The sequence below is a fragment of the Micromonospora sp. H33 genome (assembly GCF_052068455.1).
In the GTDB taxonomy this organism is placed as follows: Bacteria; Actinomycetota; Actinomycetes; order Mycobacteriales; family Micromonosporaceae; genus Micromonospora.
The window spans coordinates 23,928-50,724 of the sequence record NZ_JBQHDE010000021.1 but is presented as its reverse complement, the minus strand read 5'-3'; the positions used below and the strand labels follow the sequence as shown (position 1 = coordinate 50,724).

Here is a 26,797-nt window from a genome sequence, read left to right as displayed (position 1 = left end):
TGGACCCTGACAGCGACGGAAATCCCTCAAGTCTCTTGGGCGCCTGACGGTGCTCGCGTCACCACGCCCGTTCCCCCTTCTTGCGGTGGGTGGCGCCTTCCCCCGAATGGAGCTTCTCTGATGAACACGAAGCTGCTGCGGAAGAGCGTTCTGGGTATCGCTGGTCTGGCCTTCGCCGGTGGCATGGTCGCCGGCCCGGCCACCGCCAACGCCGCCCCGTCGATCGAGTCGAAGCCGGTCGTCGCGACCGCGCAGGCTGACAAGGTGGACAAGGGCAAGCTGATCCCGCACGGTGTGCAGGGCGAGCAGTCGCGTATCGACCTGACCGACGAGCAGATCGGCAACGTCAAGGCGATCATCGCCGCGACGAAGAAGGCCGACATGGACGAGCGCGCCGCCGTGGTGGCGATCGCCACCGCGCTGCAGGAGTCCAAGCTCGAGAACCTGGGTCACCTGGGTGAGCGCAACGACCACGACTCGCAGGGCCTGTTCCAGCAGCGCCCCTCCAGCGGGTGGGGCACGGTGGAGCAGATCACCGACCCGGAGTACTCGACGATGGCGTTCCTGAAGGGCCTCAAGCAGGTCGACGGCTGGCAGGACATGCCGCTGACCAAGGCCGCCCAGACCGTGCAGGTCTCGGCCTACCCGTTCCACTACGCGCAGTGGGAGACCCAGGCCGCCGACCTCGTCGCCGAGCACTGGAACAGCTGAACTCACTGACCTTCCTCACAGGGGGAAACAAGTCGCTGGCCGGCACCCGAACCCGGGTGCCGGCCAGCGGCGTCTGACCCTTTGATCGACTCGGGTTCAGGGAAGTCGGGGAAACCCCGAGTGGATCATCGACGCGGTGTGGGGAACCAGGACCGGCGGGCGGGCGGGCCGGGACCACGTCGGGGGTGGGGCCCGCCGTGACCGGCGCAGGGATCAAGCCTGACCGCCCGGAGCCGGGCACGGCGGGCCCCACCCCACCACCGCAACCACCCACAAACCCCGACGCAAGGACGAACCCGAGCCACCACAACCACGCAGGAACCCTGGACGGAGCCACCAAGACCACGAGAGGCCCCGTACCGCCACGACGGCGGTGCGGGCCTCTCGGGGCGGGGTGAGCGGATTCAGCCCCGGATGCGCTTGAGGGCGTTCTGGAGGTTGGTCAGCTCGGTCTGCTGGGTGTTCTTCATGGTCTGCGCGGCCTGGACCACGTCCGGCTCGTCGCTCGCGTCGAGCAGGGCGTCGACCATGTGGATGCCGCCGATGTGGTGCTTGATCATCAGGTCCAGGAAGAGGACGTCCAGCTCCTTGCCCTGGGCCTCGCGAAGCTGTGTCATCTGCTCCGGGGTGGCCATGCCGGGCATCAGCCCGTCGCGGACCATCTCGGTGCCGTCCGGCATCCACGCCATCCGGGGCTGGGAGCCGGTCGGGTCCAGGCCCCAGGACCGCAGCCAGGTCTGCATGGCGCCGATGTCGCCCTGCTGGGCGAGGGCGATGTCGCCGCCGATCGTCCGGACCTCCTGGTCCGTGCCGCGCTGGAAGGCGATCAACCCCATCTCCACCGCCTGGGCGTGGTGGGTGGTCATGTCCCGTGCGAAGCCCGCCTCCACCGACGCGTCCCCGGGCCGGGTGAGGCGGGGGGTGAGGAGGCCCCCCGCGTACCCGAGCAGGAGACCGACCACGACGGCGAGGGCCACCGCGAGGGTGCCGAACCGGCGGGCGGACACCCGGTCACCGTCCTCGGTGACCGGGGTCTCGCCGGTGTCGCTGTCGAGGGTCGTGGGTGCGGGCATGGGCAGTTCCTTACTGCTGCTGCAACTGGCGCGGAGTGGTGCCGGTGGCGGTGACGCCCTGGTTGCAGAGGGCGGTCGGGCCCTCGATGGAGGCGTTCACCTTCAGGGTCTTGATGAACTCGTCGATCCGGCCGTCGTCGGCGTTGTCGACCTTGAGCTGGTAGCCCCAGGCCTGCAGCGAGATCGGCTTGTCCAGGCCCTCGTACGGGCTGAGCATCAGCTTCTCGTTGCCGCGCACCTTCTCCGCCAGCTTCGCGACCTGGTCGGCGGGCAGGTCGGGCCGGTACGTGATCCAGACCGCACCGTGCTCCAGGCTGTGCACCGCGTGCTCGTTGGCGATCGGGGCGTCGTAGACGTCGCCCATGCAGTTCTGCCAGGCGTCGTTGTGCGGGCCGGCGACCGGGGGCAGCACCGGGTACGTGATCGAGCCCTGCTGGTGGTTGCCGCCCTTGACCAGGTCCGGGTCCTTCTCGCGGAAGTTGACGATGCCGTCGATCGCGTTGGCCCGGTCGTCCCACGGCTTCGAACCCTGGAAGGTCGCCCACGCGCCGTAGCCGATGATCGCGGCGGCGAGCACGCCGACGGCGACGAACAGCGCGATCGGGCCCCAGCTGCGGCCCTGGCTGACCTTCACCGGGGCGATCGGCTTGCGGGGGCCCTTGCCGCCCGCGCGCGGGGTGCCCGCCGGCTTGCCGGACCCGGCCTTGCCGGCGGCCGGCTTGCCCGCGGCCGGCTTCTTGCCGGTGCTGACCACGGTCGGGCGGCGCTCTGGGCCGCCCGGGGTGCTGATGCTCATCGTGCCTCGTCAGGTCGGTCGGTCAGGGGATCTGGCGGGCCGGGTTCACATGCTGGGTCGCCGCCGCGGGGACCGAGTCTACCCCCGATAACATGGTTCGGTGACTCCCGCAGAACTCGCCGAGGTCGTCCTCACCGCAGCCCACGCCGTCTTCACCGAGCGGGGCCTGGACCGCTCCGCCCTGCCGGAGCGGACGGCGGTGGAGCGACCCCGAAACCCCGAGCACGGCGACTACGCCTCGACGCTGGCGCTCCAGCTCAGCAAGAAGGTGGGCGTGCCGCCGCGGGAGCTGGCCGCCGCCCTGGCCGAGCAGCTCGGCCGGGCCCCGGGGATCAAGTCGGTGGAGATCGCCGGCCCGGGCTTCCTCAACATCCGCCTCGACGCGGCCGCCGCGGGTCAGCTCGCCCGCGCGATCGTCGAGGCCGGCGAGGAGTACGGCCGCAGCGAGCGGCTCGCCGGCCAGAAGATCAACCTGGAGTTCGTCTCGGCGAACCCGACCGGCCCGGTGCACATCGGCGGGGTCCGCTGGGCCGCCGTCGGTGACGCGCTGAGCCGGCTGCTGCGCGCGACCGGGGCGGATGTCGCCACGGAGTACTACTTCAACGACGCGGGTTCGCAGATCGACCGGTTCGCCCGCTCGCTGCTCGCCGGCGCCACGGGGGAGCCGGCGCCCGAGGACGGCTACGCCGGGGCGTACATCTCGGAGATCGCGGAGCAGGTGAAGGCCCGGCGGCCGGAGGTGCTGACGCTCGACGACGCCGCCGCCCAGGAGGTGTTCCGGGTCGAGGGCGTCGAGCTGATGTTCGCCGAGATCAAGTCGTCGCTGCGCGACTTCGGCGTGGAGTTCGACACCTACTTCAACGAGAAGGACCTGCACGACCGGGGTGAGCTGGACCACGCGCTCAACCGGCTGCGGGAGCAGGGCAACACGTACGAGGCCGACGGCGCCGTCTGGCTGCGCACCACCGACTTCGGCGACGACAAGGACCGGGTGCTGCGCAAGTCCAACGGCGAGTGGACGTACTTCGCCGCCGACTGCGCGTACTACCTGGACAAGCGGGAGCGTGGCTTCGAGCGGGTGGTGATCATGCTCGGCGCCGACCACCACGGCTACATCGGCCGGATGAAGGCGATGGCGGCGTGCTTCGGCGACGACCCGGACCGCAGCCTGGAGATCCTCATCGGCCAACTGGTCAACCTGGTCCGCGACGGCGCGCCGGTGCGGATGAGCAAACGGGCCGGCACGGTGGTCACCCTGGAGGACCTGGTCGACGCGATCGGCGTGGACGCCTCCCGGTACGCGCTGGCCCGTTACTCCAGCGACTCGCCGATCGACATCGACATCGAGCTGTGGACGCGGGCCACCCGCGACAACCCGGTCTACTACGTGCAGTACGTGGCGGCCCGGACGGCCAGCGTCGGGCGGAACGCCGCCGAGGCCGGCCTGACCCGGGGTGACGCCGGGGCCTTCCACCCGGAGCTGCTCGACCACGACAAGGAGAACGAGCTGCTCAAGGCGCTGGCCGAGTTCCCCGCCGTGGTGGCCACCGCCGCCGAGCTGCGCGAGCCGCACCGGGTCGCCCGGTACCTGGAGGACCTGGCCGGGGCGTACCACCGGTTCTACGACAACTGCCGGATCCTGCCCCGCGGCGACGAGGACGTCACCGACCTGCACCGCGCGCGGCTGTGGCTGAACGACGCGACGCGGGTGGTCATCGCCAACGGCCTGCACCTGCTGGGCGTCTCGGCTCCGGAGAGGATGTAACTCATGCGCGCGCACGAGGCCGGTGCCCTGCACGGGGACATCGGCAGCCGGGGGCCGGCGTGGCTGCGTACGCCGGTCGACGTCAACGCCCTGGTGCCGGCGCTGTGGCCGCGGAACGTGGCGCGCGGCGCCGACGGCGCGCTCGCCGTCGCGGGCCTGGGCGTCCGCGACCTCGCGGCCGAGTTCGGCACCCCGGTGTACGTGCTGGACGAGGAGGACCTGCGGGCCCGCTGCCGCGACTTCCGTTCCGCCTTCCCCACCGAGGACGTCTACTACGCCGGCAAGGCGTTCCTGTGCCGCGCCGTGGTCCGCATGATCGCCGAGGAGGGCCTGCACCTCGACGTGTGCAGCGGCGGCGAGCTGGCCACCGCGCTCGCGGCCGGGATGCCCCCGGAGCGGATCGGCTTCCACGGCAACAACAAGTCGGTCGCGGAGCTCACCCGGGCGCTGGACGCCGGGGTGGGCCGCGTCATCGTCGACTCGTTCCACGAGATCGACCGGCTCACCGCGCTGGCGCGGGAGCGGGGCGTCCGCCCGAGGGTCCTGGTCCGCGTGACGGTGGGCGTGGAGGCGCACACCCACGAGTTCATCGCCACCGCCCACGAGGACCAGAAGTTCGGCTTCTCCCTCGCCGGGGGTGCCGCCGCCGCGGCCGCCTTCAAGATCCTCGACGAGGACGTGCTGGAGCTGCGCGGCCTGCACTCGCACATCGGGTCGCAGATCTTCGACGCGAGCGGCTTCGAGGTCTCCGCGCGGCGGGTGCTGGCGCTGCAGGCGCAGATCCGTGACGCGCGCGGCGTCGAGCTGCCCGAGCTGGACCTGGGCGGTGGTTTCGGCATCGCGTACACGACCCAGGACGATCCGGCCACGCCGGCCGACCTGGCGAAGCGGTTGCGGAAGATCGTCGACGGGGAGTGCGCCGCCGAGCGGCTGGCCGTGCCGCACCTGTCCATCGAGCCGGGCCGGGCGATCGTCGGGCCGGCGGTGTTCACCCTCTACGAGGTGGGAACGGTCAAGGACGTCGACGGGATCCGGACGTACGTGAGTGTCGACGGCGGGATGAGCGACAACATCCGCACCGCGCTGTACGACGCGTCGTACTCGGCGACCCTGGCCTCCCGCGCGAGCGCCGCCGAGTCGATGCTCGCCCGCGTGGTGGGAAAGCACTGTGAGTCCGGGGACATCGTGGTGAAGGATGAATTCCTGCCCGCCGACGTGCAGCCCGGAGATCTTGTCGCGGTGCCCGGCACGGGTGCGTACTGCCGGAGCATGGCCAGCAACTACAACCACGTGCCGCGCCCGCCGGTGGTCGCCGTGCGGGACGGCCAGGCGCGCCTGATCGTCCGGCGGGAGACCGAAGAGGACCTGCTCGCTTTGGATGTGGGATGACGTCACCTGTGCGTTTGGCACTGCTCGGCTGTGGCACGGTCGGCAGCGAGGTCGTCCGGCTGCTGCACGAGCAGTCCGCCGACCTCGCCGCCCGGATCGGCGCGCCGCTGGAGATCGCCGGCATCGCCGTCCGCCGGATCGGCCGTGACCGCGGCGACCTGCCGGTCGACCCGGCGCTGTTCACGACCGACCCGCTCGGCCTGATCAAACGCGACGACGTCGACGTGGTGGTCGAGGTCGTCGGCGGCATCGAGCCGGCCCGGAGCTGGCTGGTGGAGGCGTTGCGGGCCGGCAAGAGCGTGGTCACGGCGAACAAGGCGCTCCTCGCCGAGGACGGCGGCGCGCTGCACGACGCGGCGGCCGAGGGCGGCGGCGACCTCTACTACGAGGCGGCGGTGGCCGGCGCGATCCCGCTGCTGCGGCCGCTGCGCGAGTCGCTGCACGGTGACCGCATCACCCGGGTGACCGGCATCGTCAACGGCACCACGAACTTCATCCTCTCCGCGATGGACGCCACCGGCGCCGGCTTCGCGGAGGCGCTGGAGGAGGCGACCGAGCTGGGGTACGCCGAGGCCGACCCGACCGCCGACGTGGAGGGCTTCGACGCGGCGGCCAAGGCCGCGATCCTCGCCTCGCTGGCGTTCCACAGCCGGGTCAGCGCGGCCGACGTGCACCGCGAGGGCATCACCGAGGTCACCGCCGCCGACGTGGCCAGCGCCAAGGCGATGGGCTGCACCATCAAGCTGCTCTGCATCGCCGCCCGGGGCGCCGACGCGGCCGGCCGCGAGACGGTCAGCGTCCGGGTGCACCCGGCGATGATCCCGCTGACCCACCCGCTGGCGAGCGTCGGCGACGCCTTCAACGCGGTCTTCGTCGAGGCGGAGGCGGCCGGGCAGCTCATGTTCTACGGCCGGGGCGCGGGCGGCGCGCCGACCGCGAGCGCGGTGCTCGGCGACGTGGTGGCGGTCTCCCGCAACCGGCTCGCCGGGGTCCGCGCGGCCAGCGAGTCCGCGTACGCGGACCTGCCGGTGCGGCCGATGGGGGAGGCGCTGACGCGCTACCACATCAGCCTCGACGTGACCGACCGGCCCGGCGTGCTGGCCGCGGTGGCCGGCGTGTTCGCCCGGCACGACGTCTCGATCGCGACCGTCCGGCAGGGGCCGGCCGGTGGTGGCACGGCCGGCCGCGGCGAGGACGCCGACCTGGTCATCGTCACCCACGTCGCGCCGGACGCCGCGCTCGCCGCGACCGTCGAAGAGCTGCGCGGGTTGGACATCGTCCGCTCGGTGGCCAGCGTGCTGCGGGTCGAGGGCGAGGCCTGACCCGTGTCCCGCCTGGTGGGTGGCCAAGGGTCCGCCGGAGGTCGCCCGGAGCGGCTGGTCCAGGCTTGACGTGACCCGGCGCGGCCGGGAGCAGAGGCGGAGGAGTACGACATGTGGCGGGGTCTCATCGACGCGTACCGGGATCGACTGCCGGTCACGGAGGCCACTCCCGTCGTCACCCTGCACGAGGGGAACACGCCGCTGCTGCCCGCGCCGGTGCTGTCGTCCCGGCTCGGCTGCGACGTCTGGCTCAAGGTCGAGGGGGCCAACCCGACCGGCTCCTTCAAGGACCGGGGCATGACGGTCGCGGTGTCCAAGGCGGTGGAGGCCGGCAACAAGGCGATCATCTGCGCGTCCACCGGCAACACCAGCGCCTCGGCCGCCGCGTACGCGGCCCGCGCCGGCCTGACCTGCGCGGTGCTGGTGCCGCAGGGCAAGATCGCGCTGGGCAAGCTGGCGCAGGCGCTGGTGCACGGGGCCCGGCTGCTCCAGGTCAGCGGCAACTTCGACGACTGCCTGTCGCTGGCCGCGAAGCTCGCCCAGGACTACCCGGTCGCCCTGGTCAACTCCGTGAACGTCGACCGGCTGCACGGCCAGAAGACGGCCGCGTTCGAGATCGTCGAGGCGCTCGGCGACGCGCCGGACATCCACTGCCTGCCGGTCGGCAACGCGGGCAACATCTCCGCCTACTGGCTGGGCTACGCGGAGGAGCGGGACGCCGGCAACGTCACGAAGACCCCGAAGATGTACGGCTTCCAGGCCTCCGGGGCGGCGCCGATCGTCACCGGCCAGGTGGTCCGTGAACCGTCGACCATCGCCACCGCCATCCGGATCGGCAACCCGGCGAGCTGGACGAAGGCTCTCGACGCCCGGGACGCCTCCGGTGGCCTGATCGCCGCGGTCACCGACCGGGAGATCCTGTCCGCGTACCGGCTGCTCGCCCGGGAGGTCGGGGTCTTCGTCGAGCTGGGCAGCGCGGCCAGCGTGGCGGGGCTGCTCCAGCAGGCTGCCGCGGGCACCGTGCCGGCCGGCTCGACGGTCGTCTGCACCGTCACCGGGCACGGCCTGAAGGACCCCGAGTGGGCCATCTCCACGGCCCCCGCCCCGGTCACCATCGCCAACGATCCCCTGGCTGCGGCCCGCTCCCTCGACCTGGTCTGATCCGGTCTCGGGCGCCGTCCCGTCGGCGGGATCCGGGGGCGGAGCCCCACCGAAACCGCGGAGATCGGGTGGGGCACACTTTCCCCACCCCGCACCGCAGTCCCTCATCAGGAGTGAGTCCAGCCGATGTCGCTGCTCGCCAGATTCAGTCTCGCCAACCGAGGGCTGGTCGCCCTCATCGCGGTGGTGGCCACGGTGTTCGGAGCGTTCGCCGTGCCGTCGCTGAAGCAGCAACTCCTGCCGTCGCTGGAGTTCCCGGCCGCCTTCGTCGTGGCGGCATACCCCGGCGCCGGTCCGGAGATCGTCGAGTCGCAGGTCACCGAGCCGATCGAGAAGAGCCTCCAGGGCATCGCCGGGCTCGAGAAGATCACCTCGACCTCGCGCGAGGGCTCGACGACCGTCCAGGTGCAGTACGAGTTCGGCACCGACCTGGACGACGTGGTCAACAAGATGCAGACCGCGCTCAACCGGATCGACGCCCAACTGCCCGAGGGCGTCGACCCGCAGGTCATCGCCGGTGGCACGGACGACCTGCCGGCGGTGGTGCTCGCCGCGTCCGGCGGCGGCGACCAGCGGGCCCTGGGCGAGAAGCTCCGCGACACGGTCGTGCCCGAGCTGGAGGCGATCGAGGGTGTCCGCAGCGTCGAGGTGACCGGCACCCGCGACGAGGTCGTGGCCATCACGCCGGACCAGAACAAGCTCGCCGCGGCCGGGATCCGGCCCGGCGCGATCGGCGAGGCCCTGCGGGCCAACGGTGCCGTGATCCCCGCCGGTGCGGTGGTCGCCGAGGGCCGTACGCTCCCGGTCCAGGTGGGGACGCCGCTGGCCGACCTCGACGACCTGCGCAACCTGGTGCTCGCCCCGCCCTCGGTCCGTCTCCGGGACGTGGCCACCGTCGAGCAGCAGCCCGCGCCGGCGACGGCGATCACGCGGACCAACGGCAAGGACAGCCTGGGCATCGCCGTCACCGCGACGCCGGACGGCAACGCGGTGGAGATCTCCCACGAGATCCGCGACCGGCTCGCCGATCTGCGCGACGCCGCCGGCGCCGAGCTGACCGTCGTCTTCGACCAGGCGCCCTTCGTCGAGAAGTCGATCGAGAGCCTCACCACCGAGGGCCTGCTGGGCCTCGTGATGGCGGTCATCGTGATCCTGGTGTTCCTGCTCTCGGTCCGGTCCACCGTCGTCACCGCGGTCTCCATCCCGCTGTCGGTGGTGGTCGCGCTGATCGCGCTCTGGATCGGTGACTACTCGCTCAACCTGCTCACCCTCGGCGCGCTGACCATCGCGGTCGGCCGGGTGGTGGACGACTCGATCGTGGTGCTGGAGAACATCAAGCGGCACCTGGAGTACGGCGAGGCCAAGTGGGACGCCATCCTCACCGCCGTTCGGGAGGTGGCCGGCGCGGTGACCGCCTCCACGCTCACCACCGTCGCCGTTTTCGCGCCGATCGCGCTGGTCGGCGGGTTCGTGGGGCAGCTGTTCGCGCCGTTCGCGATCACGGTCACCGTCGCCCTGCTCGCCTCGCTGCTCGTGTCGCTGACCGTCATCCCGGTGCTGGCGTACTGGTTCCTCAAGCCGGCCGGCGAAGCCATGAAGGTGGACGTACGCCGGGCGGCGGAGGAGAAGGAGCTGCGCAGCCCGTTGCAGCGGGGGTACCTGCCGGTCATCGGGTTCGCCACCCGTACGCGGGCCACCCGCTGGATCACCCTCGGGCTCGGCGTGCTGGTCCTGTTCGGCACGTTCGGGCTGTCCCGTCAGTTGGAGACGAACTTCCTGGACGACTCCGGCCAGGACACGCTGACCATCACCCAGGAGCTGCCCGCGGGCACCGGTCTGGCCGGCACGGACGAGGCCGCCCGCCGGGTCGAGGCGGTCCTGGCCGGCACCGAGGGCGTCGAGACGTACCAGCTGACGGCCGGCTCCGGGGACACCCCGTGGGCCGGCACCGGCGGCAACAACGTCGCCACCTGGAACCTGGCCCTGGGCGAGGACACCGACGCCAAGGAGATGCGCGGCGTCCTCCGGGAGAAGTTCCGCACGCTCGGGTCGGGCGTCGGCGAGTTCCGGTTCGGGGCCGGGCAGGGAGGCGCGTCGGCCAACCAGCTGGAGGTGGTCGTGCAGGCCGCCGACCCGGCGACGCTGCAGCGGGCCGCCGACGAGGCGGCAGCGGCGATGAAGGGCCTGTCCGGCGTCGAGGACGTGGCGACCAGCCTCGCCGACCAGGTGGAGCGTGTCGACGTCACCGTCGACCGCGCGGCGGCCGCCCGCGTCGGGCTCACCGAGGCGGCGGTGGGGCAGCTGGTCGCGCAGGCGTACCGGGGCGCCCCGCTGGGCCAGGTGGCGCTGGACGGCGGGCAGCGGGCGGTGGTCCTGCGCTCCGCCGGCCAGCCGCCGGCCACGGTCGAGCAGTTGCGGGCCATGCCGATCGGGGCCGTGAAGCTGGACGACATCGGGACCGTCACCACGGTCGACGGGCCGCAGCAGGTCACCCGGATCGACGGCGAGCGCAGCGTCTCGGTCACCGGTACGGCCGCCGGCTCCAACCTGGGCAAGATCAGCCAGGAGCTGCAGAAGAAGCTGGACGCGATCGACGTGCCGGGGGCGACCTTCGCCATCGGGGGTGTCAGCGCGGACCAGGAGGACGCCTTCGCCGACCTGGGCCTCGCGGTGCTGGCCGCCATCGCGATCGTCTTCCTGATCATGATGGCGACGTTCCGGAGCCTGACCCAGGCGCTGATCCTGCTGGTCTCCGTCCCGTTCGCGGCGACCGGTGCGATCGGCCTGCTGCTGGCCACCGGCACTCCGCTGGGCGTTCCGGCGCTGATCGGCGTGCTCATGCTCGTCGGCATCGTGGTGACCAACGCGATCGTGCTGCTCGACCTGGTCAACCAGTACCGGGCGCAGGGCATGGGCGTCCGGGAGGCGGTCGTCGAGGGCGGTCGCCGCAGGTTGCGGCCGATCCTGATGACCGCGGTCGCCACGATCTTCGCGCTGCTGCCGATGGCCCTGGGGCTCACCGGTGAGGGCGGCTTCATCTCGAAGCCGCTGGCGATCGTGGTGATCGGCGGCCTGCTCAGCTCGACGCTGCTGACCCTGGTCCTGGTGCCGACGCTGTACGCGATGGTGGAGCACATGAAGGAGTCGCTCCGGGCACGCCATGCCCGCTGGCGCGGGGTGCCCGAGGCTCCGGCCGGCCCGGCCACCGACGCCCGCCCGGGTACCCCGGAGCCGGCCGTGACCGGCGCCGGGACCGGGCCGGGCACCCGGACCGCGGGGCCGGCCGGCGGGCCCACCGGTGCGGCCGGCGGGGCCGCCGCCCGGCCGGCACCCTCGGCGGCGCTGGTCGACGGCACCGACCAGTTCGAGGTGCTGCGGCTGCCCAAGAGCCGCACCTCGCCGCTGCCGCCGGAGTAGGACTCGTCAGGGACGCCTCGACCACCGGTCGGGGGCGTCCGCCGTCGCGGGGTCGGCGGGACGATCTCCGTTCCCGTGCTGTCCGCGCACCGACGGAAGGTGAGGCGCCGGCTGGGTAGGGTTCGATCGTGCCGTCCATCCTCTCGGTCCTGCGCCGCAACCGGAGCTTTCGCAACCTCTTCCTGGCCGAGCTGGTGGTCTTCGGCGCCGACTGGTTCGTCATGGTGCCGCTGCTGGTGCTCCTCCCGTCGCTGACCGGCAGCGGCGTGTGGGGGGCACTGGTCCTCGCCGTGGACACCGGCATCGTGGCGCTGCTGCTGCCGTACACCGGGACGGTGGCCGACCGCTTCGACCGCCGCAAGATCATGATCGGGGCCAACGTCGCCGCCCTGCTCGGCGTGCTGCTGCTGCTCGGCGTACGCAGCGCCGGCACGGCGTGGCTGGCGATGGTCGGCATCGGCGTGGTGGCGGTCGCGAAGGCCTTCTACTCGCCAGCCGCCCAGGCCGCCCTGCCGAACGTGCTCGACCCCGACGAGCTGGCCGCCGGCAACGCGGTGGCGGGCTCCGCCTGGGGCACGATGACGATCGTCGGCGCCTCCCTCGGCGGCGTGTTGAGCAGCGCGGTCGGCCCGTACGCCTGCTTCTGGGTCGGGGTGGGCGGCCTGGCCCTGGCCGCGGGCCTGGCGACGCTGATCCGCCGGCCGTTGCAGGCCCCGCGGGACCGGGACCGGCCGGCGCAGCAGACCTGGGCGGCGGTCCTGGAGGCGCTCGGCTACATCGGGCACCGGCCCCGGGTGCTGGCGCTCGTGACGGTGAAGTCCGCGGTCGGTCTCGGCAACGGCGTGCTGACGGTGTTCCCGCTGCTGGCGGCCGTCTACGGCGCGGGCGCGGTCGGCGCGGGCCTGCTCTTCGCGGTACGCGGCGCGGGCGCGCTGGTGGGCCCGATCCTGATGCGGCGGGTGCTGGGGAACCGGGCCTGGCTGCTGCCCGGTCTGGCGCTGTCCATGTCGCTCTACGGGCTGGCCTACCTCGGCACCTCGGTCGTCGACTGGTTCCCGCTGGTGCTCGCGCTGGTCTTCGTGGCGCACTTCGCGGGCGGCAGCAACTGGGTGATGTCGAACTTCGCCCTCCAGGGGGAGGTGCCGGACCGGTTGCGGGGCCGGGTCTTCGCCACCGACATGATGCTGGCGACGCTGGCCATCTCGGTGAGCCAGCTGGTGGTGGCATCCGTGGTGGACATCGTCGACGAGCGGGTGATACTCGCCGGCTGCGGCCTGGTCACCCTGGTCTACGCGGTCGGCTGGCGGATCGCGACCCGCCGGCTCTCGTTGACCGACCCGGTGGCCGAGCCCGACCCGTCGGTGGTCCGCTAGCCGCCGCTACGCCCGCAGCCCGCCGGTCACCCCGACCGGGCCTGACCCGGGCTCGCCGCGCCGGGCGAGGTCCCGCCGACCGATCCCGGTCCCACGGTGCGGGCAGCGGGCCGGGACGTCGGTTCGCGGCCCTAGCATGAGCGCGTGCCGACGACATTCACGCCCGACCCGGTCCGGGTGCGGGTCCCCGCCACCAGCGCCAACCTCGGGCCCGGGTTCGACGCCCTGGGGCTGGCGCTGGCGCTGCACGACGACGTCGCCGCCGAGGTCACCGCCGGCGGTGTCACGGTGACCGTGACCGGCGAGGGGGCCGGCGACCTACCCGGCGACGAGCGGCACCTGGTGGTGAGCGCCATGCGGGCCGCCTTCGACGAGCTCGGTGGCCAGCCACCGGGGCTCGCGGTGGAGTGCGTCAACCGCATTCCCCAGGCGCGCGGTCTCGGCTCCTCGTCGGCGGCGATCGTCGCCGGTGTGCTGCTGGCGCGAGCGCTGGTGGTCGAGGGGGAACGCCGGATGGACGACGCGGCGGCGCTCCGGCTCGCCGCCCGGATCGAGGGCCATCCGGACAACGTGGCGCCCTGCCTGCTCGGCGGGTTCACCGTGGCGTGGACGGAGCCGGCCGGTGCCCGTGCGGTGTCGCTGCCCGTCGCCGACGGCGTCCGGCCGACGGTCTTCGTGCCGGCCGAGCGCGGGCTCACCGCCACGGCGCGGGCCGCCCTGCCGCCGACCGTGCCGCACCACGACGCGGCGTTGACCGCGGGCCGGGCCGCGCTGCTCGTGCACGCCCTCACCGCCGCGCCGGAGCTGCTGCTGCCGGCGACGGTCGACCGGCTGCACCAGGACTACCGGGCCGAGGGCATGCCGCAGACGGCGGCGCTGGTAAATGCGCTGCGTGGGGCCGGTGTGGCGGCTGTGGTCTCCGGTGCGGGCCCCACCGTGCTGGCGCTGTCCGACCCGCCCGCCGACCTCGATCCGGGAACAGACTGGCAGGTCTGGCGGTTGCCGATAGAGGCACACGGCGCCCGGGTCGTCCGGGGTACACTGGGACACGCGGAGCGGGACCCTGTTGCCGCAGGTCGGAAGAGTTGATTACGCTCTAGACTTAGCACAGCCGCGAAGCATGCGATCTTCCTGCGGGTCGGCGCACCCCCGAAGCTTTCGGCGGTCAGCCCGTCACCCCTGCCTAGGCCCACGCCGCACCGCAGTCTTCACAGGTCGCCGCAGACGGCGAGTCCCGCCCACCACGTCGGTGAGTCGGGAAAGCGACCGGCTGCTGTGTCACAGACTCCCGCGACGCGTCCTTGCGAGGCGGGTGCACCGAGGCCGCCCGGCCACCTGCATGTCGACTCCGGGCAGTCCCGGCCTATCGAGGGAAGGAATCCATTGAGCGACACCACCGACGTGACGTCGGATGTTTCCAACGTCGCCGATGCCACGTCCGCTGCTCCGACCCGTCGGCGACGCAGCGGCACCGGCCTGTCGGCGATGCTGCTGCCGGAGCTCCAGAGCCTGGCCGCGTCGCTCGGCATCTCGGGCACGGCTCGCATGCGCAAGGGTGAGCTGATCAGCGCGATCTCCGAGCGCCAGGGCGGCGGGGCCGCCACCGGGACCCCTCGACCGCGGGCCGAGGTCGCGGCTGCGGCCGCCCCCGCCCGGGAGGAGGTCCACGCCGAGGTCCGCGAGTCGGCCGAGCGGCCGGAGACGGCCGAGCGGCGTCCGGCGGAGCAGCCGGCGGAGCCGGCGCCCGCCGAGGCGACCGGCCGCACCCGGAGCCGGCGTGGCCGCGGGGCCGGCGAGGCCCGGGGCGGCGAGACCGGCGAGGCCCGGACCGAGTCCCGGCCCGAGGAGGCCGAGGCCGGCGAGCGCGCCGAGCGGGGCGAGGGCCGTGGCGGCCGCGAGCGCGGTGGCGAGCGGGCCGAGCGCGGCGACCGTAACGAGCGGGCCGAGCGCGGCGAGCGGGCCGAGCGGGCCGAGCGCGGCGAGCGGGCCGAGCGCGGTGAGCGCGGTGAGCGCGGTGAGCGCGGCGACCGTAACGAGCGGGCGGAGCGCGGTGAGCGCGGCGACCGCAACGAGCGGGGCGAACGCGGCGACCGCGGCGACCGCAACGAGCGCGGCGACCGTAACGGTGACCGGGGCCAGCGCGCCGAGCGCGACGGCGACGGCGAGGACGACGGCGAGGGCGGCGGCCGGCGCGGCCGGCGCAGCCGCTTCCGGGACCGTCGGCGGGGCCGCGGCGAGCGGGTCGAGGGCGGCGACGGCGGTCGCGAGCCGCAGGTCAGCGAGGACGACGTGCTCGTCCCGGTGGCCGGCATCATCGACGTGCTCGACAACTACGCCTTCGTGCGCACCACCGGCTACCTGGCCGGCCCGAACGACGTCTACGTCTCCATGTCGCAGATCAAGAAGTACGGCCTGCGGCGTGGCGACGCGATCACCGGTGCGGTGCGCGCGGCGCGGGACGGCGAGCAGCGGCGCGACAAGTACAACCCGCTCGTCCGGCTGGACACCATCAACGGGATGGAGCCGGAGGAGGCGAAGCGCCGGCCGGAGTTCTACAAGCTGACCCCGCTGTACCCGCAGGATCGGCTGCGGCTGGAGACCGAGCCGCACATCCTCACCACCCGGGTGATCGACCTGGTCATGCCGATCGGCAAGGGCCAGCGGGCGCTCATCGTCTCACCGCCGAAGGCCGGTAAGACGATGGTGCTCCAGGCGATCGCGAACGCGATCACGCACAACAACCCGGAGTGCCACCTGATGGTGGTGCTGGTGGACGAGCGCCCCGAAGAGGTCACCGACATGCAGCGGTCGGTGAAGGGCGAGGTCATCGCGGCGACGTTCGACCGTCCGCCGCAGGACCACACCACCGTCGCCGAGCTGGCGATCGAGCGGGCGAAGCGCCTGGTCGAGCTGGGCCACGACGTGGTCGTGCTGCTCGACTCGGTGACGCGGCTCGGCCGGTCGTACAACCTGGCGGCGCCGGCCAGCGGCCGGATCATGTCGGGTGGTATCGACTCGACCGCGCTGTACCCGCCGAAGCGGTTCCTGGGTGCGGCCCGCAACATCGAGAACGGCGGCTCGCTGACCATCCTCGCCACCGCGCTGGTGGAGACCGGGTCGATGGCGGACACGGTCATCTTCGAGGAGTTCAAGGGCACCGGCAACGCGGAGCTGAAGTTGGACCGGAAGATCGCCGACAAGCGGACCTTCCCGGCCATCGACATCCACCCGTCCGGCACGCGCAAGGAGGAGATCCTGCTCGCGCCGGAGGAGCTGGCCATCGTCCACAAGCTCCGGAAGGTGCTGCACTCGCTGGACTCGCAGGCGGCGCTCGACCTCCTGCTGGACCGGCTGAAGCAGTCCCGCACCAACATCGAGTTCCTGATGCAGATCGCGAAGTCCACGCCGGGGGAGTGATCCTCCCCCGGTAGGGCGGGACGAAGGGGCGCGGCCGAATGGCCGCGCCCCTTCGTCGTCGGCCGGCGCGCCCAGCCGCCGGGTGGCGAAGTTTTCCTTCGGTTAAGGCGTCCGGTATTGAAACTTCTGTTCATCGTCGGGTTGACTGTCGTCCATGCGTACCCGCAGACGATCTACCCGGCTCGCCGGCGTCCTGCTGCTGACGCCGTTGCTCACCGCGGCCGGCGCCGTCCCGGTCCCCGCCGCGGCGGTGGCCTCGCCCGCCAGTGACCTGTCCGCCACGGCCGTCGAGGATGCGCCCCGCGCCTCGTCCCACCCGGCCGGTGCGGTCACCGTCGCGGCGGACCCGGTGGGGGCCACCCGCGCGGCCCGGACCACGGCCGGTGTCGAGCCGGCCGGCGGCCTCGAGACCACGAAGACCACCCGTCCCGTCGCTCCGGGGCTCGACCTCACCTCCTTCGACCGGTACGACGCCGCCGGCTGGCTGCGCGCCGACGCGCTCACGGCCGACCTCTCCGGCGGCGTCACCGTCGACTACGTCAACTCGGGAGCGGTCAGCAGGGCGGAGCCCCTGCGCGGCGCGGCCGACCGCACCCGCGCCGTCGCCGCCGTGAACGGCGACTTCTTCGACATCAACAACTCCGGCGCCGCCCAGGGCGTCGGCATCCAGGACGGCCGCCTCGTCCAGTCCGCCGTCGCCGGGCACCGCAACGCGGTCGCCGTCACCACCGAGGGGCTCGGCCGCGTCGTCGAGGTGCACTTCGAGGGCACCGCGACCCTGCCCACCGGGCCGGTGCCGCTGACCCAGTTCAACAACATGGTCCAGGCGAACGGCATCGGCGTGTTCACCGCGCTCTGGGGGTCGTACACCCGGGAACGTCCCGTGGCCGGCGCCACCCGCGTCACCGAGGTCGTGGTGGTCGACGGCCGCGTCGCCAGCGTCGCCGCCACCGCCGGCAGCGGGCCGATCCCCGCCGGCACCACCGTGCTGCTCGGCCGGGACGCCGGCGCCGACGCGCTCGCCGGGCTGCGCCCCGGCGACGCGGTGACCGTCGCGTACCGGCCGAAGCCGGCCGACGGCAGCACCCTGCACGCGGCGGTCGGCGGCGGCAACGTGCTGGTCCGCGACGGCGTGGTGCAGAGCATCGCCGACCCCACGCTGGCGCCGCGGACCGCAGTCGGCTTCTCCGCCGACGGACGACGGATGATCATGCTGACCGTGGACGGACGGCAGGTCGACAGCCGTGGCGTCACGCAGACCGAGATGGGCCGGATGATGGCCGAACTCGGCGCCCACCACGCGCTGAACCTCGACGGCGGCGGCTCGTCGACGCTGCTCGCCCGCGAGCCGGGCGCGGCCGCGGTGCAGGTGGAGAACAGCCCGTCCGACGGCACCGAGCGGGCCGTCCCCAACGGTCTCGCCCTCTACGCCCCGGAGGGCAGCGGCCGGCTCGCCGGGTACTGGCTGGAGACCGCGAGCGACCCGACCAGCGCGCCGGGCGTCTCGCCGGTGCGCGGCGGCCGGCCCGAACGCGTCTTCCCCGGCCTGACCCGCCGGCTCACCGCCGCCGGCCATGACGAGATGTACGGCCCGGCGGCCGGCGAGCCGCAGTGGCGGGCCAACCCGGCCGTGCACGGGAAGGTGGACGACGACGGCGTGTTCCGCGCTGGCCTGCCCGGCCAGGTCACCGTCACGGCGTGGCGGGACGATGCGCGGGGCGCCCTCGACCTCACCGTGCTCGGGCCCCTGAACCGGATCGACTCCACCGTGGACCGGGTCGGCCTGGACGGCACCGGCGGGACGGCGGTCCTCGGCGTGGTCGGCTACGACGCCGAGGGCAACACCGCCCCGATCGAGCCCGCCGACCTGACCCTCGACTACGACCGGGACCTGCTGCGGATCACGCCGACCGCCGACGGCAACCTGTCGGTGACGGCGCAGCGGGACACCGGCTCCGCCCTGGTCACCGTCCGCGTCGGCCGGAGCACCACGGTCGTCCCCGTCACCGTCGGGCTCACCGACGTGCCGGTGGCCACCTTCGACGACGCCGCGTCGTGGCGGTTCAGCCAGGCCCGGGCCAGCGGCTCGGTCGCACCGGCGCCGGGCCGCACCGGCACCGGCCTGCGGATGTCGTACGACTTCAGCCAGTCCACCGGCACCCGGGCCGCGTACGCCGATCCGCCCGCCTGGATCGAGGTGCCCGGTCAGCCGCAGGCGTTCGGCATGTGGATCCACGGCAACGGCACCGGGGAGTGGCCGAGCCTGCACCTGCACGACGCGCAGAACACGCAGCACGTGCTGCGCGGGCCGCTGGTGACCTGGACGGGCTGGAAGTACGTCGAGTTCACCGTGCCGGCCGGCGTGCAGTACCCGCTGCGGGTCCGCCGGTTCTACGTCGCCGAGACCCGGGCGGACACGCAGTACCGGAGCGAGGTCGTCATCGACGACCTGGTGGCGAAGGTGCCGCCGACGGTCGACGTGCCGGCCGAGGCGCCGCGTACCGACCGGGTGGTCGTCCGCGACGGCACGGTGGACGGGGCGCCCTGGCGGTTCGCGGTGCTCTCCGACGCCCAGTTCGTCGCGGCGAACCCGGACAGCGACCTGGTCGCCCAGGCCCGCCGTACGCTGCGCGAGGTCAAGGCCGCGAAGCCGGACTTCGTGGTGGTCAACGGCGACTTCGTGGACACCGCGTACCCCGCGGACTTCGCGCTCGCGAAGCGGCTGTTCGACGAGGAACTCGGCGGGGAGCTGCCGTACCACTACGTCCCCGGCAACCACGAGATCATGGGCGCGCCGATCGACAACTTCCGCGCGGTGTTCGGGTACACCGAGCGGGTCTTCGACCACAAGGGAACCCGCTTCGTCACCCTCAACTCGTCCACCGGGACGCTGCGCGGCGGCGGGTTCGAGCAGGTGCGGATGCTCCGCGAGGCGCTGGACTCGGCCGCCGGGGATCCGGCCGTCGGCTCTGTGGTCGTGCTGCACCACCACCCGCCCCGCGACCCCAGCCCCGCCAAGGCGAGCCAGCTCGGTGACCGCAAGGAGGCGGCGCTGCTGGAGCAGTGGCTGACCGACTTCCAGCACCGGACCGGCAAGGGAGCGCTCTTCATCGGTGCACACGTCGGCACGTTCCACGCCGACCGGGTGGACGGGGTGCCGTTCGTCATCAACGGCAACTCCGGGAAGAACCCGTCCACCCCGGCCGACCAGGGCGGCTTCACCGGCTGGAGCGAGTACGGCGTGGACCCGGTGACCCCGGCCGAGGCGGACCGGGCCCGGCGGAACCCGCTCGCCGAGGGCCCACGCTGGGTCGACGCGGAGTTCCACGGCCACGCCGACCAGGTCACGCTGACCGCCCCGGAGACCGTCACGATCGGCACCCCGGCGACCGTCACCGCCACGTTGACTCAACCGGGTGGGCGTACGGTGCCGGTGGCGGCGCCGGTGAGCGCGGACTGGTCCGCCTCGCCGAACCTGCACATCGGCTCGGCCGCCGACCTGAAGCCCTGGCACGTGGCCCGCTTCGACCCGGCCACCAGCCAACTCACCGCCCTGCGTCCGGGCGCCTCGGTGAAGCTCGCCGTCGACGTGAACGGCGTCCGCGCCGACGCCACGCTGAGCACGGTGCAGGCGGCAGAGGCGCCCGCCGCCTGAGCCTGGCACTCGACGGGCCCCCGCGGATCGCGGGGGCCCGTCGTCGTCAGAAGTCGCCCTCGGCGACCTGGAAGACGGTCAGGCCCAGCTCGCGCCACATCTTCACCACCTGCATCCGGTCGTCGAAGACGCCGACCACCCGGTACCGGTCCTTGATCTCGCGCTCGTAGATCTCCCGCTTGACCATCGAATCCTTGCGCGAGTCGCCGACCGCCCGCATGTGCAGCGCCAGGTAGGGGACCTTGACGTGCCGGTCCAGCCAGGCCTCGGTGGCGGCGCGGGCCGAGGCGTCCCGGCCCGAGCAGAAAATCACGCCGTACCCGGCAGCGTGCATCGCCCGGACCGCCGAGATCACCGCCGGGTTCGGCTCGTCCTCGCCGACCCGGGTCATGTCGTACGGACTGCGGGAGACGTTGAGCGCCACGGTGCCGTCGATGTCGACCAGGACGATCTCGGGCGGCTCGTCGGACGGCGGGTGCACCTGGGCCGGCCGACCCGTCCGCGCCGTCGGCACCGGTAACGGCAGCGGGTGCCCCTCCAGGTAGCGCTCGTGCAGGCGGCGGATCGCCGCCTCGCCGACGCGGTCGGCCTCCGGCCGGGCGGCGTCGCGGCGCAGGCATTCCTCCAGCGGTACGTCGGTGAAGTCGTGCACCTCGAACTCGGCGCCGTACCGGGCGGCCAGGTCGGCCCAGTCCCGCAGCGTCCGCGACCGCAGGTTGGTGTCGTCCACGCAGACGTCGGCCCCGGCCCGCAGCAGCGCCTCCACCTGTGCCCGCTGCACGAGCGTCACCTGCCACTCGGCCCGCTGGGTGAAGAGCCGCTCACCGTGCAGCATCCGGCGCAGGTCGTCGCGGTTGACCCGGACGACGGAGGGTTGCAGCTTCCGGGCGAACGTGGTCTTACCGGAGGCGGGCAGCCCCCGCGTGGCGATCAGGCGGGCCATCACTCACTCCGTGTCGTAGGTCTCGGCGGGCCAACGTGCCTGGGTGAATGCCCGGCGGTGGGCCGGGAATGCGGGAGTACGGGCGTACGTTGTCGATGCCGGACCCCCTGTGCGGCCCGATTGCCGGGTCGGCTCACGCCCGTGGCACACTGGTCAATCGGCCACCGGTTCCGGTTCACGCCCTCAACCGTCATGCGACCGTGACGGGGGCGACCCGGCGACCACCGACGAGAGGACCGAGGCGACATGAAGCCCAACATCCACCCGGAGTACGTGACCACCGACGTCACCTGCTCCTGCGGCAACACCTTCACCACCCGTAGCACCGCCAAGGGCGGCTCCATCCACGTCGAGACGTGCAGCGCCTGCCACCCGTTCTACACGGGCAAGCAGCGCGTCCTGGACACCGCCGGCCGGGTGGCGAAGTTCCAGCAGAAGTACGCCAAGGTTCAGGCCAAGAAGGGCAAGTAACCTTCCGTTCGGCGCCCGCGTCCGGTTTCCCGCCGGACGCGGGCGTCGTCCGTATTCCGCCCCGTTGGGGCCGACACCCCGTCCAGCGCCGTTCGTCGAAGGAGCACCGTCCATGAGCAGCGAGCGTCTGGCCGCCCTCCTCGACGAGTACGCCGAGCTGGAGAAGCGGCTGGCCGACCCCGCCATCCACGCCGACCAGAACACGGCCCGCCGGGTCGGCCGTCGGTACGCCGAGCTGGTGCCGCTGCACAAGGCCGCCGCCGAGCTGGAGCAGGCCCGGGCGGACCTGGTGGCGGCGAGGGAACTGGCCGCCGAGGATCCGGCCTTCGGGGCCGAGGCGGAGATCATCGCGGCGACCCTGCCGGCGCTGGAGGAGCGGCTCGCCGAGCTGCTCATCCCGCGTGACCCGCACGACGCCAAGGACGTGATCGTCGAGATCAAGGCGGGGGAGGGCGGCGAGGAGTCGGCGCTCTTCGCGGGCGATCTGCTGCGGATGTACACCCGGTACGCGGAGCGCCGCGGCTGGCTCGTCGAGGTGATCGACGCGCAGGACTCGGACCTGGGCGGGGTCAAGGACGTCTCGCTGGCCATCAAGACCAAGGGCGTGCCGGAGGGCGGCAACGGCGTGTGGTCCCGGCTCAAGTGGGAGGGTGGCGTGCACCGCGTGCAGCGTGTGCCGGTCACCGAGTCGCAGGGCCGCATCCACACCAGCGCGGCCGGCGTGCTGGTGCTGCCGGAGGCCGAGGACGTCGACGTCACGATCGACCCGAACGACCTGCGGATCGACGTGTTCCGCTCGTCCGGGCCCGGCGGCCAGTCGGTGAACACCACCGACTCGGCGGTGCGGATCACCCACCTGCCGACCGGCATCGTGGTCTCCTGCCAGAACGAGAAGTCCCAGCTGCAGAACCGCGAGCAGGCGATGCGGATCCTGCGCGCCCGGCTGCTGGCGGCGGCCCAGGAACAGGCCGACGCGGCCGCCTCGGACGCCCGCAAGGCGCAGGTGCGGACGGTGGACCGCTCGGAGCGGATCCGCACGTACAACTTCCCGCAGAACCGGATCACCGACCACCGGATCGGCTACACCGCGTACAACCTGGACCTGGCGCTCGCCGGGGATCTCGACGGCGTGCTGGACGCGCTGGGCGAGGCCGACCGCGCCGCCCGCCTCGCAGGGGACGCGGAACTCTCCCGCCGCTGACCGCGCCCCCCACCCCGCCGCCCGCCCACTCCGCCGCCTGCCCACCCCCGCCCACTCCGCCCGCCCACCCCGGGCGTCAGAACCCCGCGCACTTTCCGAGAAAGAGTGGCTATTTCGCGCGCGATAGCCGCTCTTTCTCTGAAAGTGCGCGCTCGGGTTGGTGGCGGGCCGGGCGCGGGCGGCGCCCGAGTGGCCGTCAGGAGGCGCGGGGGCGGCTCTTGGCGTGCAGCATCGCTCGGTCGGCGGCCTCGAAGGCGGCGCCGAGGGCATCGTGCGGGCCCGGCCCGGTGGCGGTCACCTCGGCGAAGCCGATGCTGACCCCGACCGGGGTGCCGGGGATCAGCGACTCCCAGTCCTCCGCCCGGACGGCCGTCTCGATGCGCCGGGCCACCTCGGCCGCCTCGGCCATCCCCGCGCCGGGCAGCACCACGACGAACTCGTCCCCGCCGTAGCGGGCCACGAAGTCGCCCCGGCGCATCACCCGGTTGACCACCCCGGCGAAGCGTTGCAGGACCAGGTCGCCGGAGTGGTGCCCGTGGCGGGTGTTCACCGCCTTGAACCCGTCCAGGTCGCACACGCCGATCACCACCCGCTCGCCACGGGCGACCACGGCGGCGATGTACCGCTCCAGCCGGCGCCGGTTGGGCAGGCCGGTCAGCGGGTCGGTCAGCGCCTCGCCCTCGAAGCGGGCCGCCTCGCGGCGCAGATCCTCGTGGTCGATCCGGGCGGCGATGCCGTCGATGTAGACGTCCCGGAGGCGGTCGTTGCGTTGCGCGGCGAGCCGGAACGCCAGCCGGTCGGCCTGGTGCGCGGCCGCGTGGTCGCCCGCGCGGCCCAGGGCGATGCTGCGCAGCCGGGCCGGCTCGGCCGCACCCAGCGTCTCGGTGGAGACCTGCACGGCGTCCAAGCGGGTGACCGCCTCGATCGGGCGGCCCTCGGCGATGGCCAGGCACACCTGCCCGAGCTGGCGCATGTCCCGGGCCCGGGCACTGTCCCCGCCGTGGCTGAGCAGCCGGGCAGGGGCGGCGTCCGTGCCGGCCTCCAGCCGGTCGCCCAGCGCCGCCCGGCGTGCGGCGGCGTAGCCGTACGCGGCGAGGCTGCTCGGGCGCAGCCGGCCGGCCCGCCCCGCGCGCAGGAAGCGCTCCAGGTCACCGGCCACGTCCCGGAGCACCCGCAGGCAGCCGTCGCTGTCGCCGTTGTGGTCGAGCGCGACGGCGTTGCGCAGCCGGATGCCGGGGGCGGCGAACGTCTCCTCGGGGATGCCGGCGGCGAGCCCGAGCTGCCGGGCGCGCTCGATGGCGCCGAGGGCGTACCCGTGGAAGCTCAGGTAGGAGTAGGCCATCGCCAGGTCGTGCCACCCCCATGCGGTGTCCCGGTCCGGATCCTCCACCGAGCCCAGCGCGCGGGCGGCCCGCACCAGGTGGGTGACGCAGCGGTCCAGCGCGCCCTGATGATGGGCGGCGAGCGCGGCGAGCGCGTTCAGGTGCCCGTGCAGGTACGGCTCGGCGAGATCGCGGACGGCCGTGGTGGCCTCCTCGATGGCCCGGGTGTACTCGGCCGTGCGACCCAGGTTGAGCACCGCGGAGAGGCGCTGCACCAGCGCGTCGGCCCGGGCGTACGGGTCGGCGGTGGTGGCGAGGACCTGCTCGAGAACGGCGTACGCCTCAGCCGAACGGCTCGACTCCTGAAGGGCACGCGCCCGAGTCAGGGCGTCAACCTGGTCGCCGACCCGGTCGAGCCAACCCACCCGTGACCTCCCGTCGGTGTGCCCCTGGCCGCACCAACTCGTGGTGAGCTCCGCGACGCTTCATGATTATGTCGTGAGCACCCTGCCGCAACAGCCGTCCGAAGGGACGAAACGGGAGCGCCCCACCGTGGCGGTGGCGCGGGCGGCCCGGGTGCTCGCCGACGCCGGCGTCGAGGGGGCACGCGCGGAGGCCGAGCTGCTGGCCGCGTACGTGCTGGGGGTGTCGCGCGGGCGGTTGGCGCTGGCCGACGGTTTCACCCCGGCCCAGCGCGACCGGTTCGAGGCGCTGGTGGCCCGGCGGGCCGACCGTGAGCCGTTGCAGCACCTCATGGGCAGCGCCGCGTTCCGCCACCTGGAGCTGGCGGTCGGGCCGGGCGTCTTCGTGCCCCGCCCGGAGACGGAACTGCTCGCCGGTTGGGGCGTCGACCAGGCGCGGCGGATCCCGGAGCCGCTGGTCGTGGACCTGTGCAGCGGGTCCGGCGCGATCGCCCTCGCGGTCGCGCAGGAGGTGCCGGCGGCGCGCGTGGTGGCGGTGGAGGGGTCGCCGGAGGCGCTGTCCTGGCTGCGGCGCAACGCGGCGGACCGGGCCGCGGCGGGGGACCGGCCGATCGAGGTGGTGGCGGCCGACGTCACCGTGCCGGACCTGCTCGCCGACCTGGCCGGCCGGGTGGACGTGCTGCTCTGCAACCCGCCGTACGTGCCGGCCGACGTGGCCGTGCCACCCGAGGTGGGCCGGCACGATCCCGCGAACGCTGTCTTCGGCGGCGCCGACGGCCTGGCGGTGATCCGGCCGGTGGTGGCCCGGGCGGCGGTGCTGCTGCGCCCCGGCGGGGTGCTCGGAATGGAGCACGACGACACGCACGGCGAGGCGGTGCCCCGGCTGCTCGCCGAGGACGGCCGGTACGCCTCGATCGGCGATCACACCGATCTCGCCGGCCGGCCCCGCTTCGCCACCGCGTCCCGGCGTGCGGACGGCCCGCACGCCACCGGCGGCCCGGCGTGGCAGACTGCATCATCGTGATGCTCTACGACTGCCGGTCGCCCGCCGACCGGGACCGCGGCATCGCTGCGGCCATCGAGGCGGTCAAGAACGGTGAGCTGGTCGTCCTGCCGACCGACACGGTCTACGGGATCGGCGCGGACGCGTTCACCCCGTACGCGGTCAAGGCCCTGCTCGACGCGAAGGGGGGCCGACCGGCGCCGCCGCCGGTGCTGATCGGTTCCCGGCACACGCTGGACGGCCTGGTCTTCTCCCTGCCCCGCGCGGCCCGGGACCTGGTCGAGGCGTTCTGGCCGGGCGCGCTGACCATCGTGGTCGAGCACTCGCCCAGCCTTCGGTGGGACCTCGGGGAGACCTCAGGCACGGTCGCGGTGCGCATGCCGTTGCATCCGGTGGCTCTGGAGGTGCTCCGGGAGACCGGCCCGATGGCGGTCGCCTCGGCCAACAAGGCCGGCCAGCCCGCCGCGACGACGGCCGAGGCGGCGCGGGACCAGCTCGCCTACTCCGTGCGGGCGTACCTGGAGGCCGGGCCCGCGGTCGATCCGGTGCCGAGCACGATCGTGGACCTCACCGGCGAGGTGCCCCAGTTGGTCCGCCCGGGCGCCATCGGGCTGGAGAAGCTGCGCGACGTGGTGCCGGACATCGTCGAGAGCCGGGTGGCCTGAGTGCCTCCGTTCACCGTTCTGCACGTGTGCATGGGCAACATCTGCCGCTCCCCGATGGCGGAGCGGCTGTTGACCCTGGCCGTCCGCGAGCGGCTGGAGCGGCACGGGTCCGACCCGGGCCGCGCCGACGACCTGTTGCACAGCCACAGCGCCGGCACCGGCGGCTGGCACGCCGGCGAGGAGATGAACCCGCCGGCGGCCCGGCAGGTCGCCGCCCGCGGCGGCAGTGCCGAGGGGTTCGCCGCGCGCAAGCTCCGCTCCGACCACATCGACGCCGCCGACCTCGTCCTCACCGCGACGGCCGACCAGCAGGAGTACGTGGTGGCGCTGCGCCCGGACGCGGCGGCGCGCACGTTCGTGCTGGGTGAGTTCGGCCGTCTGCTGGCCGCGCTGGATCCGGCCGGCCTGCCGCCGGCCGACGCGACCCCGGACGCCGTGTACTCGCGAGGCGTGGCCCTGGTCGAGGCGGCCCACGCCGCCCGGACGGGCAGCACCCCGCTGCCCACCGACGACCTCGACGACCCGTGGGGTCGCGGCGACCAGTGCTTCAGCCGGGTCGCCGACGAGATCGAGGAGACCCTGCACCCGCTGGCGGCGGCGCTGCTCCCGTAACCCACCCGGGTACCCGTCCGCGGAACGAGGCGGACAAGAGGCACATTCAGGTCATTCTGTGTGGGTCCTGACGGCTCCT

General features: G+C 73.4%; 19 protein-coding genes. 15 read left to right on the top strand and 4 right to left on the bottom strand.

Features of this window, described 5'->3' with window-relative positions; genetic code table 11:
• Nucleotides 1–120 precede the first annotated feature (120 nt).
• Nucleotides 121–711 (top strand): hypothetical protein, encoded by a 591-nt coding sequence (locus tag ACTMS0_RS28025; protein WP_441158268.1) that lies wholly within the window; start codon nucleotides 121–123, stop codon nucleotides 709–711.
• Nucleotides 712–1,115: 404 nt separating this feature from the next.
• Here ACTMS0_RS28025 and ACTMS0_RS28020 read toward each other — a convergent pair whose 3' ends face one another.
• Together ACTMS0_RS28020 and ACTMS0_RS28015 are read right to left on the bottom strand one after the other, a co-directional pair.
• Nucleotides 1,116–1,784: a DUF305 domain-containing protein gene (locus tag ACTMS0_RS28020; protein ID WP_441158267.1), complete on the bottom strand. Its 669-nt coding sequence runs from the start codon at nucleotides 1,782–1,784 to the stop codon at nucleotides 1,116–1,118.
• 10 nt (nucleotides 1,785–1,794) lie between these two features.
• Nucleotides 1,795–2,580, bottom strand: coding sequence for a DUF3105 domain-containing protein (locus ACTMS0_RS28015; RefSeq protein WP_441158266.1), 786 nt, complete (start codon nucleotides 2,578–2,580; stop codon nucleotides 1,795–1,797).
• Between the two features lie 100 nt (nucleotides 2,581–2,680).
• Here ACTMS0_RS28015 and argS point away from each other — a divergent pair, with 100 nt between their 5' ends.
• From argS to ACTMS0_RS27970, 9 genes are all read left to right on the top strand, one after another.
• Nucleotides 2,681–4,345, top strand: a complete 1,665-nt coding sequence (argS, locus tag ACTMS0_RS28010; protein WP_441158265.1) for an arginine--tRNA ligase — start codon at nucleotides 2,681–2,683, stop codon at nucleotides 4,343–4,345.
• A gap of 3 nt (nucleotides 4,346–4,348) precedes the next feature.
• Complete coding sequence (gene lysA / locus ACTMS0_RS28005; protein ID WP_441158264.1) at nucleotides 4,349–5,734, top strand: diaminopimelate decarboxylase; 1,386 nt, start codon at nucleotides 4,349–4,351, stop codon at nucleotides 5,732–5,734.
• 8 nt (nucleotides 5,735–5,742) lie between these two features.
• Nucleotides 5,743–7,056, top strand: coding sequence for a homoserine dehydrogenase (locus ACTMS0_RS28000; protein WP_441158271.1), 1,314 nt, complete (start codon nucleotides 5,743–5,745; stop codon nucleotides 7,054–7,056).
• Nucleotides 7,057–7,167: 111 nt separating this feature from the next.
• Nucleotides 7,168–8,217, top strand: coding sequence for a threonine synthase (gene thrC / locus ACTMS0_RS27995; protein WP_441158263.1), 1,050 nt, complete (start codon nucleotides 7,168–7,170; stop codon nucleotides 8,215–8,217).
• A 126-nt stretch (nucleotides 8,218–8,343) separates the two neighbouring features.
• Nucleotides 8,344–11,634: an efflux RND transporter permease subunit gene (locus ACTMS0_RS27990; protein WP_441158262.1), complete on the top strand. Its 3,291-nt coding sequence runs from the start codon at nucleotides 8,344–8,346 to the stop codon at nucleotides 11,632–11,634.
• Between the two features lie 128 nt (nucleotides 11,635–11,762).
• Nucleotides 11,763–13,007, top strand: a complete 1,245-nt coding sequence (locus tag ACTMS0_RS27985; protein ID WP_441158261.1) for an MFS transporter — start codon at nucleotides 11,763–11,765, stop codon at nucleotides 13,005–13,007.
• 144 nt (nucleotides 13,008–13,151) lie between these two features.
• Nucleotides 13,152–14,096 carry a homoserine kinase gene (gene thrB / locus ACTMS0_RS27980; RefSeq protein WP_441158260.1) on the top strand — a complete coding sequence of 315 codons (945 nt, stop codon included), beginning with the start codon at nucleotides 13,152–13,154 and terminating at the stop codon, nucleotides 14,094–14,096.
• Between the two features lie 294 nt (nucleotides 14,097–14,390).
• Nucleotides 14,391–16,424, top strand: a complete 2,034-nt coding sequence (rho, locus tag ACTMS0_RS27975) for a transcription termination factor Rho (RefSeq protein ID WP_441158259.1) — start codon at nucleotides 14,391–14,393, stop codon at nucleotides 16,422–16,424.
• A gap of 154 nt (nucleotides 16,425–16,578) precedes the next feature.
• Nucleotides 16,579–20,079, top strand: a complete 3,501-nt coding sequence (locus ACTMS0_RS27970; RefSeq protein ID WP_441158258.1) for a phosphodiester glycosidase family protein — start codon at nucleotides 16,579–16,581, stop codon at nucleotides 20,077–20,079.
• Between the two features lie 46 nt (nucleotides 20,080–20,125).
• Here the strand turns inward: ACTMS0_RS27970 and ACTMS0_RS27965 are convergent, their stop codons facing one another.
• Nucleotides 20,126–21,022, bottom strand: coding sequence for a phosphatase domain-containing protein (locus ACTMS0_RS27965; protein ID WP_441158257.1), 897 nt, complete (start codon nucleotides 21,020–21,022; stop codon nucleotides 20,126–20,128).
• 246 nt (nucleotides 21,023–21,268) lie between these two features.
• On the opposite strand from ACTMS0_RS27965, the gene rpmE reads away from it, so the two are divergent.
• Nucleotides 21,269–21,493 (top strand): 50S ribosomal protein L31, encoded by a 225-nt coding sequence (gene rpmE, locus ACTMS0_RS27960; RefSeq protein WP_109900196.1) that lies wholly within the window; start codon nucleotides 21,269–21,271, stop codon nucleotides 21,491–21,493.
• A gap of 112 nt (nucleotides 21,494–21,605) precedes the next feature.
• Complete coding sequence (gene prfA, locus ACTMS0_RS27955) at nucleotides 21,606–22,694, top strand: peptide chain release factor 1 (protein ID WP_441158256.1); 1,089 nt, start codon at nucleotides 21,606–21,608, stop codon at nucleotides 22,692–22,694.
• A gap of 196 nt (nucleotides 22,695–22,890) precedes the next feature.
• Here the strand turns inward: prfA and ACTMS0_RS27950 are convergent, their stop codons facing one another.
• Entirely contained in the window at nucleotides 22,891–24,441 is a 1,551-nt protein-coding gene (locus ACTMS0_RS27950; RefSeq protein WP_441158255.1) for a diguanylate cyclase domain-containing protein, read from the bottom strand.
• 73 nt (nucleotides 24,442–24,514) lie between these two features.
• Here ACTMS0_RS27950 and prmC point away from each other — a divergent pair, with 73 nt between their 5' ends.
• From prmC to ACTMS0_RS27935, 3 genes are read left to right on the top strand one after another with little or no spacing between them, the layout of a single operon-like run.
• The gene (prmC, locus tag ACTMS0_RS27945; RefSeq protein WP_441158254.1) at nucleotides 24,515–25,462 is read left to right on the top strand and encodes a peptide chain release factor N(5)-glutamine methyltransferase; all 948 of its coding nucleotides are present in this window, start codon (nucleotides 24,515–24,517) and stop codon (nucleotides 25,460–25,462) included.
• Nucleotides 25,462–26,106 carry an L-threonylcarbamoyladenylate synthase gene (locus ACTMS0_RS27940; RefSeq protein WP_168000723.1) on the top strand — a complete coding sequence of 215 codons (645 nt, stop codon included), beginning with the start codon at nucleotides 25,462–25,464 and terminating at the stop codon, nucleotides 26,104–26,106. Before prmC ends, ACTMS0_RS27940 begins: the two co-directional genes overlap by 1 nt.
• Nucleotides 26,107–26,718: an arsenate reductase/protein-tyrosine-phosphatase family protein gene (locus ACTMS0_RS27935; RefSeq protein ID WP_441158253.1), complete on the top strand. Its 612-nt coding sequence runs from the start codon at nucleotides 26,107–26,109 to the stop codon at nucleotides 26,716–26,718.
• The last annotated feature ends 79 nt before the right edge of the window (nucleotides 26,719–26,797 follow it).

Coding starts and splice junctions, on each gene's coding strand:
- ACTMS0_RS27965 (WP_441158257.1), bottom strand. CDS start 21,022: ATGGCCCGCCTGATCGCCACGCGGGGGCTGCCCGCCTCCGGTAAGACC.
- ACTMS0_RS28015 (WP_441158266.1), bottom strand. CDS start 2,580: ATGAGCATCAGCACCCCGGGCGGCCCAGAGCGCCGCCCGACCGTGGTC.
- prfA (WP_441158256.1), top strand. CDS start 21,606: ATGAGCAGCGAGCGTCTGGCCGCCCTCCTCGACGAGTACGCCGAGCTG.
- ACTMS0_RS27940 (WP_168000723.1), top strand. CDS start 25,462: ATGCTCTACGACTGCCGGTCGCCCGCCGACCGGGACCGCGGCATCGCT.
- lysA (WP_441158264.1), top strand. CDS start 4,349: ATGCGCGCGCACGAGGCCGGTGCCCTGCACGGGGACATCGGCAGCCGG.
- ACTMS0_RS27990 (WP_441158262.1), top strand. CDS start 8,344: ATGTCGCTGCTCGCCAGATTCAGTCTCGCCAACCGAGGGCTGGTCGCC.
- rpmE (WP_109900196.1), top strand. CDS start 21,269: ATGAAGCCCAACATCCACCCGGAGTACGTGACCACCGACGTCACCTGC.
- ACTMS0_RS27970 (WP_441158258.1), top strand. CDS start 16,579: ATGCGTACCCGCAGACGATCTACCCGGCTCGCCGGCGTCCTGCTGCTG.
- thrC (WP_441158263.1), top strand. CDS start 7,168: ATGTGGCGGGGTCTCATCGACGCGTACCGGGATCGACTGCCGGTCACG.
- ACTMS0_RS28020 (WP_441158267.1), bottom strand. CDS start 1,784: ATGCCCGCACCCACGACCCTCGACAGCGACACCGGCGAGACCCCGGTC.
- ACTMS0_RS28025 (WP_441158268.1), top strand. CDS start 121: ATGAACACGAAGCTGCTGCGGAAGAGCGTTCTGGGTATCGCTGGTCTG.